Raw genomic sequence first — 15,822 nt, forward strand, 5'->3', positions numbered from 1 at the left:
GTGGCGGGCTGGTCAGCGCTGGATTTCCCGGTCGCGATCCAGTTCGTAGGGTAGGCTCGAAACCTGCAGGCGTGGGCCTTGCAGGCTGCCCAGGTGCAGGTTGTCATCCTCCACGGCCTCGGCACTGAGTACCGCTAGCAGTTCGCAGCCCTGGCCCGTGCCAGCGGCAATGACCACTTCGCCAACCGATGAGCCATGGGTCGGCGAGAAGATCTGCGCCCCTGGGGCAGGAATAGCTTGCTGGTCCAGCAGCAGGCGGTACTGGCGTCGCTTGAGCTTGCCCAGATACTGCATGCGCGCGACGATTTCCTGGCCGGTGTAGCAGCCTTTCTTGAAACTCACGCCATCGACCGCCTGCAAATTGATCATCTGCGGGATGAACAGCTCACGGGTCGGGCCCATGACCTGGCCGATGCCGGCACGGACCTGCCCCAGCAGCCAGTCGTTCAGCGGTGCTTCAGGCAATGAGGTTGCCAGTTTTTCGCGCACGCTGGCGGCGGCGTCCGCCGGTACCCAAAGCTCCACGCGCCCCTCGGAGACGGCCACGGCGATCAGGCCTTCATGGCGTTCGGTGGCGCCCGCGTTGGTCGGCACCTTCAAACCCAAGGCCAGCAGCGCCGCGTCACCGCCCTGCAGGCCAAACCGCGCCCAGGCAGCGCTTTCGTCGCTGAGCGTGGCCTTGGAAAACACAGCGTACTTTTTCAGGTCGGCCAGCTGTGCCTCGAGCAGCTCGCTGGCCATGGCCAGCAGGTAGCCGTTGCCTTCGGGCAGGATGCGGAAGCTCGACTGCATGCGCCCCTTGACCATGCAGCGGGCGCCCAGGCTAGCGTACTCGGGGCTGAGGTAGTTGATGTTGCAGGTCAATTGGCCCTGCAGGAACTTGCCGGCATCGGAGCCGCGGACGGCGAGGATGCCCTCGTGGGACAGCGGGCAGTAGAAAGCGGAATCGGCCATGGGGGATCGCGGTGGCTAAAGACTGGCGGCCATCATAGAACGCCAGTAACAAAATAGGTAGGTGACTAGACCAACGCCTCGTGCCGCTTCGTGCGCCTGGCTGTATACTGGCCGCCCATTTGAGGAGGGCCCCATGGTCGAACAAACTGAACTCAACCGGCTTTTCTGGCACAGCCGTCGCGGCATGCTGGAACTCGACGTACTGCTGGTGCCTTTCACCCAGGAGGTCTACCCGACCCTGAGCGAAGCCGATCGCGAACTCTACGTTCGCCTGTTGAGCTGTGAGGATCAGGATATGTTCGGCTGGTTCATGGAGCGTACCGAGTCCGAAGACCCGGAGCTGCAGCGCATGGTTCGCATCATTCTGGACCGTGTCCAGCCCAAGTGAATTTTTCGAGTGCCGTTGGCAGGGTTCGCGCCTGCTGCTGGCGGCCTACCTGATCTGCCAGGTGCTGGCGTTGCTGGCCTTGTGGCTGAGTGCGCTGCCCTGGTGGTTTTCCCTCGCTGTCTCAGGCGCTTGCCTGGCCCACGCCCGCTGGGTGATCCCTCGACGCATACTGCTGACCCATGCTCAAGCCGTCACTGGCCTGCGCCGGGATCCAGAGGGCTGGCAGCTTTTCAGCCGTGCCGGGGGCTGGCAGGCGGTGCGCCTGTGTCGCGACAGCGTGGCGCTGCCGGGCCTGGTGGTATTGCGGTTCACCAGGCCTGGGCGCTGGCTGGCCGAGAGCCAGTGCGTTGTCGGCGATGCCACGGCGGCTGATCAGCATCGGCGTCTGCGGGTACGGCTGAAATTCAGCCGGCGCCGGTGGGCAGAGGTCGCGGCCCGCTAGGCAGGCGCCGCGTCTGCCCTTGCGGTTTGCCTGCCAAAGCGGCATCGACCCTCAGGCTGGGCTCAGGATGGTGTCTTTGGCCTCAGCCAGCATCCCGGGGTAGTCCAGGGTGTAGTGCAACCCGCGGCTTTCCTTGCGCTGCATGGCCGAGCGGATCATCAACTCCGCCACCTGTGCCAGGTTGCGCAACTCGATCAGGTCGCGGCTGACCTTGTAGTTGCTGTAGAACTCGTCGATCTCGTCCAGCAGCAGGCGCACGCGGTGCTCGGCACGCTGCAGGCGCTTGCTGGTGCGCACGATGCCCACATAGTCCCACATGAACCGCCGCAGTTCGTCCCAGTTGTGGGCAATGATCACATCCTCATCCGAGTCGGTGACCTGGCTGGCATCCCAGCAGGGCAGGGCTTTGGGCATGGCGATCTGGGCCAGGCGGTCCTCGATGTCTGCGGCAGCCGAACGGCCGTAGACGAAACACTCGAGCAGCGAGTTGCTGGCCATGCGATTGGCGCCGTGCAGGCCGGTGAAGCTGGTCTCGCCGATGGCGTACAGGCCCGGGACGTCGGTATGGCCGCGATCGTCGACCACCACCCCACCACAGGTGTAGTGGGCGGCCGGCACTACCGGGATCGGTTGGCGGGTGATGTCGATACCGAAGGTCAGGCAGCGCTCATAGACGGTCGGGAAGTGGCTTTTGATGAAGTCGGCCGGTTTGTGCGTGATGTCCAGGTAGACGCAGTCCACACCCAGGCGCTTCATCTCGTGGTCGATGGCCCGGGCCACGATGTCGCGCGGAGCCAGTTCTTCACGGGGGTCGAAACGCGGCATGAAGCGCTCACCATTGGGCAGGCGCAGCAGGGCGCCTTCGCCGCGCAGGGCTTCGGTGACCAGGAAGCTTTTGGCTTGCGGATGATAGAGGCAGGTCGGATGGAACTGGTTGAATTCCAGATTGGCAACCCGGCAGCCGGCGCGCCAGGCCATGGCGATGCCATCGCCGCAGGCACCATCTGGGTTGCTGGTATACAGGTAGACCTTGGCGGCACCGCCGGTAGCAAGCACGGTAAAGCGCGCGCCGAAGGTATCCACCTCGCCACTGTTGCGGTTCAGTACATAGGCGCCCAGGCACCGCTCGCCGGGCAAGCCAAGGCGCCGCTCGGTAATCAGGTCGACCGCTACGCGTTGCTCGAGCAGTTCGATATTGGGGCGTTTGCGGGCTTGCTCCAGCAACGTGGTGAAAATGGCCGCGCCCGTGGCGTCGGCGGCATGGATGATGCGCCGGTGACTGTGCCCGCCTTCGCGGGTCAGGTGAAATTCGAAACCGCCATCGTCAACGCTGGCGTGCTCATCGCGGGTAAAAGGCACGCCTTGCTCGATCAGCCACTCGATGGCTTCGCGGCTGTGCTCGACGGTGAATCGCACCGCCTCTTCATGGCACAGGCCGCCACCGGCGTTGAGGGTGTCCTCGACATGGGACTGCACGGTATCGGAATCGTCCAGCACCGCCGCCACGCCGCCTTGCGCCCAGAAGGTCGAGCCATTGGCCAGGTCGCCCTTGCTCAGCACGGCGATGCGCAGGTGGGCGGGCAGGTTGAGTGCCAGGCTGAGACCGGCTGCGCCGCTGCCGATCACCAGGACATCATGTTGGAATTGTTGGCTCATGTCGGGACACTAGTAATCTTTGGAGGGGGCACGGCACAATAGTCACGCGTAGATGGCATTGTGAAACTATCGTGAATAGCGGCCGGGTTGCCTTTATAGCAGCCTGTGGTGGCCAATTTCCATGCCACTTGCGACGTAAGGGTAATCTTCCTGGGAACTTTCCTACATGGCTGGAAATCCTAGGAAGGCTGCCCGTGCGCCATCATTTCGCGCGGCGACGCGAGGCGGCGGCTCTATCCGGGCTGACACCTGCGTATCCGAAACCTGATTATCGACGCTGCCGGCCTTGCCCGCGCTGCGTCTTCCGTGCGAGCCAGTCAAGGGCCGCAGGAAACTTGCTTGGAGGAGAGAACTTTTGCGAAAAGCCCGAGTCTATGTTTGCAAGCCTGAACGATGGCTGATGCAACGCTCCTTCGAGTCCATTGAGGAGTGTTCATGCTAACCCAGGAAGAGGATCAGCAGCTTGTAGAGCGCGTGCAGCGCGGCGACAGGCGAGCGTTCGATCTGTTGGTGCTGAAGTATCAGCACAAGATTCTCGGGTTGATCGTGCGGTTCGTTCACGATACCCACGAGGCCCAGGATGTGGCGCAGGAAGCCTTTATCAAGGCCTACCGTGCGCTTGGCAATTTCCGCGGTGACAGCGCGTTTTATACCTGGCTGTACCGCATCGCCATCAACACGGCGAAGAACTATCTGGTGTCCCGTGGAAGACGGCCGCCAGACAGCGATGTGAGCTCCGAGGATGCGGAGTTTTACGACGGCGATCATGGCCTCAAGGATCTCGAGTCCCCAGAACGCTCCCTGTTGCGGGATGAAATCGAAGGCACAGTCCATCGCACCATCCAGCAACTGCCCGAAGATTTGCGCACGGCACTGACCCTGCGTGAGTTCGACGGGTTGAGTTACGAAGACATTGCCAGTGTCATGCAATGTCCGGTGGGTACCGTGCGCTCTCGAATCTTCCGCGCTCGGGAGGCCATAGACAAAGCCCTGCAGCCCTTGTTGCAGGAAACCTGAGACAGCGGCGATAGCCAAGAGAGGAACCGCCATGAGTCGTGAAGCTTTGCAGGAATCGCTGTCCGCGGTAATGGATAACGAAGCGGACGAACTGGAATTGCGACGGGTGCTGAGCGCCGTCGATGATGCCGAAACCCGTGCCACCTGGTCGCGTTACCAGGTTGCCCGCGCAGCGATGCACAAGGAGCTGTTGCTGCCGAAACTGGATATCGCCTCGGCGGTGTCTGCCGCCCTGGCTGACGAAGCCGTGCCGGCCAAGGTCAACAAAGGCCCATGGCGCAGCATTGGTCGCCTGGCCGTTGCCGCTTCGGTGACTGTCGCTGTGCTGGCGGGTGTGCGCATGTACAACCAGGACGAGATCACCGGTGCCGAACTGGCTGCGCAACAACCTGCCCAGCAGGGCCTGAGCATGCCACAAACTCAGGGCCCAGCCGTTTTGGCAGGCTATAGTGAAAGCAGTGAGCAACCGACCGGGCCGATGGCCAATGGCGTGCTGCAGAACCAGGCCGGCTGGGATCAGCGTCTGCCGGGCTATCTGCGTCAGCATGCGCAGGAATCCGCGCTCAAGGGTACTGAAACTGCCCTGCCGTATGCCCGCGCCGCCAGCCTGGAAAACCGCTAAGTAAGGAGGATCATGCGCGCGCTACCTCTCTTGTCGCTGCTTTTAGGCAGTTGCATGACGGTGCCAGCGTTGGCAGCCAATTCGTCGCCTGAGGCAAGCGAATGGCTGAGCAAGCTGGCACAAGCCGAACAGAAGCAGAGTTATCAGGGCTCCTTCGTTTACGAACGAAATGGCAGCTTCTCCTCCCACGATATCTGGCATCGGGTGCATGACGGCAAGGTCAGCGAACGGCTGCTGCAGCTTGACGGTACCGCTCAGGAAATCGTGCGCGTGGATGGCAAGGTGCAATGTATTGGCGGTGCCTTGGCAAGTGGTGTGAGCGACTTGCCTGATGCCGCGCCGCGCATGCTCGACCCCCTCAAGTTGATGAGCTGGTACGACTTGGCTCTAGCAGGCAAGTCACGTGTCGCCGGGCGCGATGCGGTCATTGTCACCCTGACACCGCGCGACCAGCATCGCTACGCATTCGAATTGCATCTGGACAGCAAGACCGGCCTGCCGCTGCGCTCGTTGATGCTCAACGACAAGGGGCAATTGCTCGAACGCTTCCAGATGACGCGCCTGGATACCGATGACTTGCCAACCGATGCCGATCTGAAGGCCAGTGCCGCCTGCAAACCGGTGGAGCGGGTGGCCAGCACCAAGACCGAAGCGGTCGCAGGCTGGCGCTCGGACTGGCTGCCGCCGGGTTTCGAGCTGATCAACAGCGCGGTGCGGCGTGACCCGTCTCGCAACAGCACCGTCAGCAGTCTCATGTACGACGATGGCCTGGCGCGCTTCTCGGTGTTTCTGGAGCCGGTTACCGAAGATGCCAGTGCCGATGTGCGTACTCAACTGGGCCCCACGTCTGCCGTTTCACGTCGCCTGAACACGCCCAAGGGCAAGGTGATGGTCACCGTGGTCGGCGAAATTCCGCTGGGTACCGCAGAACGCGTCGCACTCTCGATGCGGCCACAGGATGCTCAGGCGCGCCAGTAATGGCGCCCTTTTTCGGCTCATGCCAAGGCGCACGGACATGCAGCTGAAATGAAATTAAAGCATTGTCATTTGCAATCCATCTGTAAATTTTCTATAGGTCAGGCTTCTTGGAGTCTGACCTTTCCTGCTTTTGCAGGCGGTCTTATGTTAACTACGCTCGTTGTGACGGGAGCCGTATGTCAATACCACGCTTGAAATCCTATCTATCGATGTTCGCCGCCGTGCTGATGCTCGGCCAGGTGCTTACTGCCCAGGCCGAGGAAGCCTTGCCTGACTTCACTACTCTGGTCGAGCAGGCCTCGCCGGCAGTGGTCAACATCAGTACCAAGCAAAAACTGCCGGACCGCCGTATTGCTGCCGGGCAGATGCCGGACCTCGAAGGGTTGCCGCCGATGTTCCGTGAGTTCTTCGAGCGCAACATACCGCAGCAGCCGCGTTCGCCCCGAGGTGACCGTCAGCGTGAGGCCCAGTCGCTGGGTTCAGGCTTCATCATTTCCAGTGACGGCTATGTGCTGACCAACAACCACGTGGTTGCCGATGCCGACGAGATCATCGTCCGTCTGTCGGATCGCAGCGAGCTGCAGGCCAAGCTGGTCGGCACCGACCCGCGCACCGACGTGGCCCTGCTCAAGGTCGACGGCAAGAACCTGCCCACCGTCAAACTGGGCGACTCCGAGAAGCTCAAGGTGGGTGAGTGGGTGCTGGCCATCGGTTCGCCGTTCGGTTTCGATCATTCGGTGACCAAAGGGATCGTCAGCGCCAAAGGCCGCACCCTGCCCAATGACACCTATGTGCCCTTCATTCAGACCGACGTGGCCATCAACCCGGGCAACTCCGGTGGGCCGCTGTTCAACATGAATGGCGAAGTCGTGGGTATCAACTCGCAGATCTTCACCCGTTCGGGTGGTTTCATGGGGCTGTCGTTCGCCATCCCGATCGATGTCGCCCTCGATGTTTCCAATCAGTTGAAGAAAGACGGCAAGGTCAGCCGCGGCTGGCTGGGTGTGGTCATTCAGGAGGTCAACAAGGACCTGGCTGAATCCTTCGGCCTCGACAAGCCGGCCGGCGCCCTGGTGGCGCAGGTGCTGGAAGATGGCCCGGCAGCCAAGAGCGGCCTGCAGGTGGGCGACGTGATCCTGAGCATGAACGGCCAACCGATTGTCATGTCGGCCGACCTGCCACACTTGGTCGGCACCCTGAAAGCTGGCGCCAAGGCCAAGCTGGAAATCATCCGCAATGGCAAACGCCAGAACCTGGATGTGACCATTGGTGCGATGCCTGATGACGATGCCGATATCGGTACCGGCACGGGTGCCGATGGCAGTGCCGAGCGCAGCAGCAACCGCCTGGGTGTGTCCGTCTCCGACCTGACTGCCGAGCAGAAGAAGTCCCTGGAGCTCAAGGGTGGCGTGGTCATCAAAGAAGTCCAGGATGGCCCGGCTGCCATGATTGGCCTGCGTCCAGGTGACGTTATCAGCCACTTGAACAACCAGGCGATCGCCTCGGCCAAGCAGTTCACCGAAATTGCCAAGGAGCTGCCGAAGAACCGTTCGGTATCCATGCGCGTGCTGCGCCAGGGCCGTGCCAGCTTCATCACCTTCAAGCTGGCCGAATAAGCCGGCTTGTCAGTCGCAAAGGGCAGCTTCGGCTGCCCTTTTTCATGAACGTTCACAATTATTGGGGGCACTCAGCCTGTATCGTGCGTCAGAGGAATCTCCCATATCCCTGCTGGTTGAGGTACAATTCCCGGCTATTTTTCGGCGGGCGTCCGGCTCGCAGCCTTTTCGAGTGTTGACCCGTGAGTGATTTGAGTCATATCCGCAATTTCTCCATCATCGCCCACATCGACCATGGCAAGTCGACGCTGGCCGACCGTTTCATCCAGTTGTGCGGTGGCCTGACGGCACGCGAAATGGAAGCTCAGGTTCTCGACTCCATGGACCTGGAGCGCGAACGCGGGATCACCATCAAAGCCCACAGCGTCACGCTTCACTACAAGGCGCTGGACGGCAAGACCTACCAGCTGAACTTCATCGATACCCCCGGCCACGTCGACTTCACCTATGAAGTCTCGCGTTCCCTGGCGGCGTGTGAGGGTGCGCTGCTGGTGGTGGACGCCGGCCAGGGCGTCGAAGCCCAGTCCGTCGCCAACTGCTACACCGCCATCGAGCAAGGCCTTGAGGTCATGCCGGTCCTGAACAAGATGGACCTGCCCCAGGCCGACCCTGATCGGGTCAAGGACGAGATCGAGAAGATCATCGGCATCGACGCCACCGATGCGGTAGCGTGCAGTGCCAAGAGCGGCATGGGCGTCGACGAGGTGCTCGAGCGTCTGGTCCACACCATCCCCGCGCCTGTGGGCGAAATCGATGCCCCGTTGCAGGCGTTGATCATCGACTCCTGGTTCGACAACTACCTGGGCGTGGTTTCGTTGGTGCGCGTGCGCCAGGGCCGCGTCAAGAAGGGCGACAAGATTCTGGTCAAGTCCACCGGCAAGGTGCACCTGGTCGACAGCGTGGGTGTGTTCACCCCGAAACATACCCAGACCGCTGACCTGAAAGCCGGTGAAGTTGGCTTCATCATTGCCAGCATCAAGGACATCCATGGTGCGCCGGTCGGCGACACCCTGACCCTGTCCTCGACCCCCGAGGTCGAAATGCTGGCAGGCTTCAAAAAGATTCAGCCGCAGGTTTATGCCGGCCTGTTCCCGGTCAGCTCCGACGATTTCGAGGACTTCCGCGACGCCCTGCAGAAGCTGACCCTGAACGACTCGTCGCTGCAGTACATGCCCGAGAGCTCCGACGCACTGGGCTTCGGCTTCCGTTGCGGCTTCCTGGGCATGCTGCACATGGAGATCATCCAGGAGCGCCTGGAACGCGAGTACGACCTGGACCTGATCACCACCGCGCCAAGCGTGATCTACGAGCTGGAACTCAAGACCGGCGAAACCATCGTGGTCGACAACCCGTCCAAGCTGCCTGATGTTTCGTCTGTCACCGACTTCCGCGAGCCGATCGTCACCGCGACCATCCTGGTGCCGCAGGAGCATCTGGGCAACGTCATCACCCTGTGCATCGAGAAGCGTGGGGTACAGCGCGACATGCAGTTCCTCGGCAGCCAGGTGCAGGTGCGTTATGACATGCCGATGAACGAAGTGGTGCTGGACTTCTTCGACCGCCTCAAGTCGACCAGCCGCGGCTATGCTTCGCTGGACTATCATTTCGATCGCTATCAATCGGCCAACCTCGTCAAGCTGGATGTACTGATCAACGGCGACAAGGTCGATGCCCTGGCATTGATCGTGCACCGCGACAACGCGGCCTACAAAGGCCGTGCGTTGACCGAGAAGATGAAGGAACTGATCCCGCGGCAGATGTTCGATGTGGCGATCCAGGCAGCCATTGGCGGCCAGATCATTGCGCGGACAACCGTCAAGGCGCTCAGAAAGAACGTACTGGCCAAGTGCTACGGTGGTGACGTCAGCCGTAAGAAAAAGCTGCTGGAGAAGCAGAAGGCCGGTAAGAAACGCATGAAACAGGTGGGCAACGTGGAGATTCCACAAGAAGCCTTCCTCGCCGTGCTCAGGTTGGATAGCTAGGTCCTATGTCGCTAAATTTCCCGCTGTTGCTAGTCATCGCCGTAGCCGTTTGCGGTCTGTTGGGCTTGATCGACCTGCTGTTCCTGGCTCCGCGCCGGCGGGCGGCGGTCGCCAACTACCAGGGTAGTGTCACTCAGCCAGAAATGGCGGTGGTCGAGCGCCTGAACAAGGAACCGCTGCTGGTCGAGTACGGTAAGTCGTTCTTCCCGGTGCTGTTCATCGTACTGGTGCTGCGCTCCTTCCTGGTAGAGCCGTTCCAGATTCCTTCGGGGTCGATGAAACCTACCCTGGAAGTGGGCGATTTCATCCTGGTGAACAAGTTCTCGTATGGCATTCGCCTGCCGGTGATCGACAAGAAGGTCATCGAGGTGGGTGACCCGCAACGCGGTGATGTGATGGTGTTCCGCTACCCAAGCGACCCGAACGTCAATTACATCAAGCGTGTGGTGGGCCTGCCAGGCGACCAGATCCGCTACACCAGCGACAAGCGGCTGTTCGTCAATGGCCAGCCAGTGGCCGAGCAATTGGTCGGTGCCGAGCCAGGTACCCTGGGCAGCGCCGAGCTGTTCAAGGAAAAACTTGGCGAAACCGAGCACTTGATCCGCAAGGAAATGACCCGTTATCGCATGCCGCCGGATCAGCAGTGGACCGTGCCGGCTGGCCATTACTTCATGATGGGCGACAACCGCGACAACTCCAACGACAGCCGTTACTGGGATGACCCGAACATTCCCAAGGAACTGCACGGCATGGTTCCGGACCGGAACATTGTCGGCAAGGCCTTCGCGGTCTGGATGAGCTGGCCAGAGCCAAAGCTCAGCCACTTGCCCAACCTGTCGCGGGTCGGCCTGATCCATTGATACCCTTCGGCGCTGTCCAGCAGACAGCGCCGAATGCATTTCTGACATAGGCTGTGTTCTCAGGGATCGAGAGATTCGTTGCTCGCCGCGACGGGCCACAGCCAAACAGTCTTTCAGGATGTTGATTTGAACAACGCGTTGAACAACCAGCGGGTGGCTGCATGAGTGCTTCCCTTGCCCGTCTCGAGCGCAAGCTCGGTTACACCTTCAAAGACCAGGACCAGATGGTGCTGGCCCTGACCCATCGCAGCTACGCCGGGCGCAACAATGAGCGCCTGGAGTTTCTTGGCGATGCCATTCTCAACTTCGTGGCCGGCGAGGCGCTGTTCGAGCGCTTCCCGCAGGCCCGCGAAGGGCAGTTGTCGCGCTTGCGTGCCCGTCTGGTCAAGGGTGAGACCCTGGCCCGTCTGGCCCGTGGTTTCGACCTGGGTGAGTACCTGCGCCTGGGCTCCGGTGAGCTCAAGAGCGGCGGTTTCCGCCGCGAGTCGATCCTGGCCGACGCCCTCGAAGCCCTGATCGGCGCCATCTATCTTGATGCCGACATGCAGACCGCTCGCGAGCGCGTGCTGGCCTGGCTGACCGACGAGTTCGAAAGCCTGACCCTGGTCGATACCAACAAAGACCCGAAAACCCGCCTGCAGGAGTTTCTGCAGTCGCGTAGCTGTGAGCTGCCTCGCTATGAGGTGGTGGACATCCAGGGCGAACCGCACTGCCGTACCTTCTTCGTCGAATGCGAAGTGGTGCTGCTGAACAACAAGAGCCGTGGCCAGGGCGTGAGCCGGCGTATTGCCGAGCAAGTCGCCGCCGCCGCCGCATTGATCGCCCTGGGCGTGGAGAATGGCAATGACTGAGAACAATCCGACCCGCTGCGGTTACGTGGCCATCGTCGGCCGCCCCAACGTGGGCAAGTCCACCTTGCTCAACCATATCCTCGGCCAGAAGCTGGCGATCACCTCGCGCAAGCCACAGACTACCCGCCACAACATGCTCGGCATCAAGACCGAGGGTGATGTGCAGGCCATCTATGTCGATACCCCCGGCATGCACAAGGCCAACGACAAGGCCTTGAACCGCTACATGAACCGCAATGCCTCGGCGGCCCTCAAGGACGTCGATGTGGTGATCTTCGTGGTTGACCGTACGCGCTGGACCGATGAGGACCAACTGGTGCTCGAACGCGTTCAGTACGTGACCGGCCCGCTGATCATTGCCGTCAACAAAACCGACCGCATGGACGAGAAAGCCGAGCTGATCCCGCACCTGCAGTGGCTGCAGGAGCAACTGCCCAATGCCGAGGTGGTACCCATCTCTGCCCAGCAAGGTCACAACCTCGACGCACTGGAGGCGCTGATCGCCAAGCACCTGCCGGAAAACGATCACTTCTTCCCGGAAGACCAGATCACCGACCGCAGCAGCCGTTTCCTGGCCGCTGAACTGGTGCGTGAGAAAATCATGCGCCAGCTGGGTGCCGAGTTGCCCTACCAGATCACCGTGGAGATCGAGGAGTTCAAGCAGCAGGGTCATGTGCTGCACATCCATGCGCTGATCCTGGTTGAACGTGACGGCCAGAAGAAGATCATCATTGGCGACAAGGGCGAGCGCATCAAACGCATCGGCTCCGACGCCCGCAAGGACATGGAAACCCTGTTCGACGCCAAGGTCATGCTCAACCTCTGGGTCAAGGTCAAAGGCGGCTGGTCCGATGACGAGCGCGCACTGCGCTCGCTGGGCTACGGCGACCGGTAACCCTTCCAGTGGCCCGGATCTCTCCGGGCCGCTTTGCTTTCAGGCCACACTTCATGGAACAACCTGTCGGCCAACCAGCCTACGTGCTGCACAGCCGTGCCTATAAGGAAACCAGCGCGCTGGTGGACTTTTTCACGCCGCAAGGGCGCGTGCGCGCGGTGTTGCGCCGAGCACGGGGCAAGGGTGGCAGCCTGGTGCGGCCGTTCGTGCCGCTGGAAGTGGAACTGCGCGGGCGCAGTGAGCTCAAGAACGTCGGGCGCCTGGACAGCATGGGCGTCGCTGCCTGGCTGCATGGCGATGCACTGTTCAGCGGCCTCTACCTCAATGAGCTGCTGATGCGCCTGCTGCCTGCCGAGGCACCACAACCCGAACTTTTCGAGCACTACGCACTGACCTTGCAGGCCCTGGCCGCCGGGCGGCCGTTGGAGCCCCTGCTGCGCTCCTTCGAGTGGCGCCTGCTGGAAGACTTGGGCTACGCCTTTGCGCTTGACCACGACGTCAGCGACGAGCCCATCGAGGCTGATGGGCTTTACCGCTTGCAGGTCGATGCCGGCCTTGAGCGCGTTTACCTGGTGCAGCCTGGTTTGTTCAACGGCGCGCAGCTGTTGGCCCTCGCCCAGGCGGACTGGGATGCACCTGGTGCTCTGCTGGCGGCCAAGCGCCTGATGCGTCAGGCGCTGGCGGTCCATCTGGGGCCAAAACCGCTGGTCAGTCGGGAACTGTTTCGCAAGCGCTGAGCACGTCGTATGCTGTGGGGCTAAATCTTCAGGAGAGCCTTTCGTGACTCACAGCAACCGTATGCTTCTCGGCGTCAACATCGACCACGTGGCTACCTTGCGCCAGGCCCGCGGCACACGCTATCCGGACCCGGTCAAGGCTGCGCTGGATGCCGAAGAAGCAGGCGCCGATGGCATCACCGTGCACCTGCGCGAAGACCGCCGGCATATCCAGGAGCGCGATGTGGTGTTGCTCAAGGACGTGTTGCAAACCCGCATGAATTTCGAGATGGGCGTCACTGAAGAGATGATGGCGTTCGCCGAGAAGATTCGCCCGGCACACATCTGCCTGGTGCCTGAAACACGCCAGGAACTGACCACCGAGGGCGGCCTCGACGTGGCTGGCCAGGAGGCACGGATCAAGGCTGCGGTAGAGCGCCTGTCGCGCACTGGCGCTGAAGTGTCGCTGTTCATCGACGCCGACGAGCGGCAGATCGAGGCATCCCGCCGCGTCGGGGCCCCGGCGATCGAATTGCACACCGGCCGTTATGCCGATGCTCAAACGCCAACTGAGGTGGCTGAGGAGCTCAAGAGGATCGTCGATGGCGTCGCTTTTGGCGTCGGCCAGGGGCTGATCGTCAATGCCGGCCATGGTCTGCATTACCACAACGTCGAGGCGGTGGCGGCAATCAAGGGCATCAATGAATTGAACATTGGCCACGCCTTGGTGGCCCATGCACTGTTCGTAGGTTTCAAGGCGGCGGTGGCAGAGATGAAGGCGCTGATCGTTGCAGCTTCGCGCTGATCATCGCTGCATCGCTGTTTGCGGACGGGGCAGGGGTTAGTGCCGTCAGTCAGGCAGTTTGGGGCCGCTCTGCGGCCCATCGCCGGCAAGCCAGCTCCTACAGGTACAGCGCAGTTCTTGAGGTTTGCGCTGGATCTGTGGCGGCCTTGGTGGCCCAGGATTAGTGCCAGTCAGTCAGGCAGTTTGGGGCCGCTTTGCGGCCCTTCGCCGGCAAGCCAACTCCCACAGGTACAGCGCAGTTCTTGAGGTTTGCGCCATACCTGTGGGAGCCGGCTTGCCGGCGATAGGGCGGTTAGCAACTGACTGGCATGACGCTGCGCAAAGCCGTCATTTGCGCGCCAACAGGGTGGCGCGGCGTGGGGCGGGCAATCCCTCAATGGTCTTGCTGTGGTCGTGCGGGTCGAGGAAGTCCCCCAGCGACTGGTAGCGCATCCACTCGGTGCTGCGCTGCTCCTCGACACTGGTCACACTGACATCCACACAGCGCACATCGCTGAAACCCGCACGGCGCAACCAGCGCTCCAACGCCGGTACCGATGGCAGGTACCAGACGTTGCGCATCTGCGCATAGCGGTCTTCAGGCACCAGTACCTGCTGCTCGTCGCCCTCGACCACCAGCGTCTCCAGTACCAGCTCACCCCCTTTGACCAGGCAGTCCTTGAGCGCCAGCAGGTGCTCGATGGGGGAGCGGCGATGGTAGAACACCCCCATGGAAAAGACCGTGTCGAAACCTTCCAGGTTGGCTGGCAGCTCTTCCAGCGCAAACGGCAGGTGCCAGGCCGGCAAGTCGGGCAGGTACCGCTGCACGGCCTGGAACTGGCAGAAGAACAGCCAATTGGGGTCAACGCCGATGACCATGTCGGCGCCTGCGCCGAGCATGCGCCATTGGTAATAGCCGTTGCCGCAACCCACATCGAGCACACGCTTGCCCTGCAGGTTCAGGTGCGGAGCCACGCGCGACCACTTCCAGTCCGAGCGCCACTCCGTGTCGACATGCACGCCGAACAGGTCGAACGGCCCTTTGCGCCAAGGCGACAGGCCCATCAGGGCCTGGCGCATCTGCGCGCGGGTGGCATCGTCGCAGTCACAGTCCAGCCGCAGGCCGTCGACCAAGTCGATTTCGCTTGGCAGCAGTGCCGGCAGGGCGTCCAGCGCACCGCGCCAGCGCTCGAGATCGCCGTGGCCTTTCTCCAGCTTGGCTTGAAGTTGTGCTTGCAGGCCTTGCGACCAACAAGCCAGTGGGGTGCCCGCCAGGCGGCGGACGAGAGGGGACAGATCGATCATGGCAGGGCTATCAGCGAGGCGAAATTAAGGCATTGGAACCACGGCACCACCTTGCTGAAGCCTGCCGCGTGCAGGCGCTCGGTGTGGGTGTGCAGGGTGTCGGGCTTCATCACGTTCTCGATGGCGCTGCGCTTCTGGGCGATTTCCAGTTCGCTGTAGCCATTGGCACGTTTGAAGTCCAGGTGCAGTTCATTGAGCAGATCCTGCTCTTGGTCATCGGCGAAACGCAGCTTTTCCGAGAGGATCAGTGCGCCACCGGGCAGCAACGCCTGACGGATGCGGCCAAGCAACGCCAGGCGCTGTTCCGGGGCGATGAACTGCAGGGTGAAGTTCATCGCCACGACCGAGGCGGGCTCGAAGGGCAGGGCCAGTATGTCGGCCTCCAGTACCTGAACCGGCAGCAGTTCCTGGAACATCGAGTCCTGCGCGGTGAGGTACTGGCGGCAGCGCTCGACCATGGCGGCGGAGTTGTCCACGGCGATGACCCGGCAGCCCTCGCTGCGCACATGGCGGCGCAGCGCCTGGGTAACGGCACCCAGCGATGCGCCGAGGTCATAAAGGGCGGTATCAGGCTGGGCGAAGCGCGCGGCCAGCACACCAAGGTTCTCGACGATGGTCGGGTAACCGGGCACCGAGCGCTTGATCATGTCCGGGAACACACGCACCACGTCTTCGTTGAACACGAAGTCGGGAACTTGCTCCAGAGGCTGGGCGAAAAGGCGGTCGGGTTGTTTGCTCACGGTGAATCCAGGCGGC

The 15,822-nt window shown here is 61.9% G+C and carries 16 protein-coding genes; 12 read left to right on the forward strand and 4 right to left on the reverse strand.

Annotated features, from left to right (window positions below; all coding sequences use genetic code 11):
- Positions 1 to 12: 12 nt before the first annotated feature.
- On the reverse strand, positions 13 to 954 hold the full coding sequence (locus tag ACIPZH_RS12275) for a folate-binding protein YgfZ (RefSeq protein WP_241804826.1): 942 nt from the start codon (positions 952 to 954) through the stop codon (positions 13 to 15).
- Between the two features lie 133 nt (positions 955 to 1,087).
- On the opposite strand from ACIPZH_RS12275, the gene ACIPZH_RS12280 reads away from it, so the two are divergent.
- Both ACIPZH_RS12280 and ACIPZH_RS12285 read left to right on the forward strand, forming a co-directional pair.
- Positions 1,088 to 1,342 (forward strand): succinate dehydrogenase assembly factor 2, encoded by a 255-nt coding sequence (locus ACIPZH_RS12280; protein WP_008094993.1) that lies wholly within the window; start codon positions 1,088 to 1,090, stop codon positions 1,340 to 1,342.
- Positions 1,326 to 1,784, forward strand: a complete 459-nt coding sequence (locus tag ACIPZH_RS12285; RefSeq protein WP_400636314.1) for a protein YgfX — start codon at positions 1,326 to 1,328, stop codon at positions 1,782 to 1,784. Before ACIPZH_RS12280 ends, ACIPZH_RS12285 begins: the two co-directional genes overlap by 17 nt.
- Positions 1,785 to 1,835: 51 nt before the next feature.
- On the opposite strand, the gene nadB is transcribed toward ACIPZH_RS12285, so the two are convergent.
- Positions 1,836 to 3,440 (reverse strand): L-aspartate oxidase, encoded by a 1,605-nt coding sequence (gene nadB, locus ACIPZH_RS12290; RefSeq protein WP_400636315.1) that lies wholly within the window; start codon positions 3,438 to 3,440, stop codon positions 1,836 to 1,838.
- Positions 3,441 to 3,875: 435 nt separating this feature from the next.
- Between nadB and rpoE the strand changes: the two genes are divergently transcribed.
- From rpoE to pdxJ, 10 genes are all read left to right on the forward strand, one after another.
- Positions 3,876 to 4,457: an RNA polymerase sigma factor RpoE gene (gene rpoE / locus ACIPZH_RS12295; protein WP_003252049.1), complete on the forward strand. Its 582-nt coding sequence runs from the start codon at positions 3,876 to 3,878 to the stop codon at positions 4,455 to 4,457.
- A 31-nt stretch (positions 4,458 to 4,488) separates the two neighbouring features.
- Positions 4,489 to 5,079 (forward strand): sigma-E factor negative regulatory protein, encoded by a 591-nt coding sequence (locus ACIPZH_RS12300; protein WP_241804834.1) that lies wholly within the window; start codon positions 4,489 to 4,491, stop codon positions 5,077 to 5,079.
- Positions 5,080 to 5,091: 12 nt separating this feature from the next.
- Positions 5,092 to 6,057, forward strand: a complete 966-nt coding sequence (locus ACIPZH_RS12305) for a MucB/RseB C-terminal domain-containing protein (protein ID WP_400636316.1) — start codon at positions 5,092 to 5,094, stop codon at positions 6,055 to 6,057.
- A 209-nt stretch (positions 6,058 to 6,266) separates the two neighbouring features.
- A complete protein-coding gene (locus ACIPZH_RS12310) occupies positions 6,267 to 7,673 on the forward strand; it encodes a DegQ family serine endoprotease (protein WP_400627884.1) in 1,407 nt (468 codons plus the stop codon).
- Between the two features lie 182 nt (positions 7,674 to 7,855).
- The gene (gene lepA / locus ACIPZH_RS12315) at positions 7,856 to 9,655 is read left to right on the forward strand and encodes a translation elongation factor 4 (RefSeq protein ID WP_241804837.1); all 1,800 of its coding nucleotides are present in this window, start codon (positions 7,856 to 7,858) and stop codon (positions 9,653 to 9,655) included.
- A gap of 5 nt (positions 9,656 to 9,660) precedes the next feature.
- Positions 9,661 to 10,515, forward strand: a complete 855-nt coding sequence (lepB, locus tag ACIPZH_RS12320) for a signal peptidase I (RefSeq protein WP_241804838.1) — start codon at positions 9,661 to 9,663, stop codon at positions 10,513 to 10,515.
- Between the two features lie 161 nt (positions 10,516 to 10,676).
- Complete coding sequence (rnc, locus tag ACIPZH_RS12325) at positions 10,677 to 11,366, forward strand: ribonuclease III (protein WP_012312992.1); 690 nt, start codon at positions 10,677 to 10,679, stop codon at positions 11,364 to 11,366.
- On the forward strand, positions 11,359 to 12,261 hold the full coding sequence (gene era / locus ACIPZH_RS12330) for a GTPase Era (protein ID WP_400636317.1): 903 nt from the start codon (positions 11,359 to 11,361) through the stop codon (positions 12,259 to 12,261). The genes rnc and era overlap by 8 nt, the downstream gene beginning before the upstream one ends.
- Positions 12,262 to 12,314: 53 nt before the next feature.
- Positions 12,315 to 12,998 carry a DNA repair protein RecO gene (gene recO / locus ACIPZH_RS12335; RefSeq protein ID WP_400627764.1) on the forward strand — a complete coding sequence of 228 codons (684 nt, stop codon included), beginning with the start codon at positions 12,315 to 12,317 and terminating at the stop codon, positions 12,996 to 12,998.
- A gap of 61 nt (positions 12,999 to 13,059) precedes the next feature.
- Positions 13,060 to 13,782, forward strand: a complete 723-nt coding sequence (pdxJ, locus tag ACIPZH_RS12340) for a pyridoxine 5'-phosphate synthase (RefSeq protein WP_372490472.1) — start codon at positions 13,060 to 13,062, stop codon at positions 13,780 to 13,782.
- Positions 13,783 to 14,109: 327 nt separating this feature from the next.
- On the opposite strand, the gene cmoB is transcribed toward pdxJ, so the two are convergent.
- Together cmoB and cmoA are read right to left on the reverse strand one after the other, a co-directional pair.
- The gene (gene cmoB, locus ACIPZH_RS12345; protein WP_241804841.1) at positions 14,110 to 15,066 is read right to left on the reverse strand and encodes a tRNA 5-methoxyuridine(34)/uridine 5-oxyacetic acid(34) synthase CmoB; all 957 of its coding nucleotides are present in this window, start codon (positions 15,064 to 15,066) and stop codon (positions 14,110 to 14,112) included.
- Positions 15,063 to 15,806 (reverse strand): carboxy-S-adenosyl-L-methionine synthase CmoA, encoded by a 744-nt coding sequence (gene cmoA, locus ACIPZH_RS12350; protein WP_400636318.1) that lies wholly within the window; start codon positions 15,804 to 15,806, stop codon positions 15,063 to 15,065. Before cmoA ends, cmoB begins: the two co-directional genes overlap by 4 nt.
- Between the last annotated feature and the right edge of the window lie 16 nt (positions 15,807 to 15,822).

The sequence above is a fragment of the Pseudomonas sp. NPDC089758 genome (assembly GCF_044748705.1).
Classification (GTDB): domain Bacteria; phylum Pseudomonadota; class Gammaproteobacteria; order Pseudomonadales; family Pseudomonadaceae; genus Aquipseudomonas; species Aquipseudomonas putida_X.

Bases quoted from the DNA above. Each gene is read 5' to 3' on its own strand.
- rpoE (WP_003252049.1), top strand. From the start codon at position 3,876: ATGCTAACCCAGGAAGAGGATCAGCAGCTTGTAGAGCGCGTGCAGCGC.
- ACIPZH_RS12305 (WP_400636316.1), top strand. From the start codon at position 5,092: ATGCGCGCGCTACCTCTCTTGTCGCTGCTTTTAGGCAGTTGCATGACG.
- ACIPZH_RS12310 (WP_400627884.1), top strand. From the start codon at position 6,267: ATGTTCGCCGCCGTGCTGATGCTCGGCCAGGTGCTTACTGCCCAGGCC.
- pdxJ (WP_372490472.1), top strand. From the start codon at position 13,060: ATGCTTCTCGGCGTCAACATCGACCACGTGGCTACCTTGCGCCAGGCC.
- nadB (WP_400636315.1), bottom strand. From the start codon at position 3,440: ATGAGCCAACAATTCCAACATGATGTCCTGGTGATCGGCAGCGGCGCA.
- cmoB (WP_241804841.1), bottom strand. From the start codon at position 15,066: ATGATCGATCTGTCCCCTCTCGTCCGCCGCCTGGCGGGCACCCCACTG.
- ACIPZH_RS12300 (WP_241804834.1), top strand. From the start codon at position 4,489: ATGAGTCGTGAAGCTTTGCAGGAATCGCTGTCCGCGGTAATGGATAAC.
- ACIPZH_RS12275 (WP_241804826.1), bottom strand. From the start codon at position 954: ATGGCCGATTCCGCTTTCTACTGCCCGCTGTCCCACGAGGGCATCCTC.
- rnc (WP_012312992.1), top strand. From the start codon at position 10,677: ATGAGTGCTTCCCTTGCCCGTCTCGAGCGCAAGCTCGGTTACACCTTC.
- ACIPZH_RS12280 (WP_008094993.1), top strand. From the start codon at position 1,088: ATGGTCGAACAAACTGAACTCAACCGGCTTTTCTGGCACAGCCGTCGC.
- recO (WP_400627764.1), top strand. From the start codon at position 12,315: ATGGAACAACCTGTCGGCCAACCAGCCTACGTGCTGCACAGCCGTGCC.
- lepB (WP_241804838.1), top strand. From the start codon at position 9,661: ATGTCGCTAAATTTCCCGCTGTTGCTAGTCATCGCCGTAGCCGTTTGC.
- era (WP_400636317.1), top strand. From the start codon at position 11,359: ATGACTGAGAACAATCCGACCCGCTGCGGTTACGTGGCCATCGTCGGC.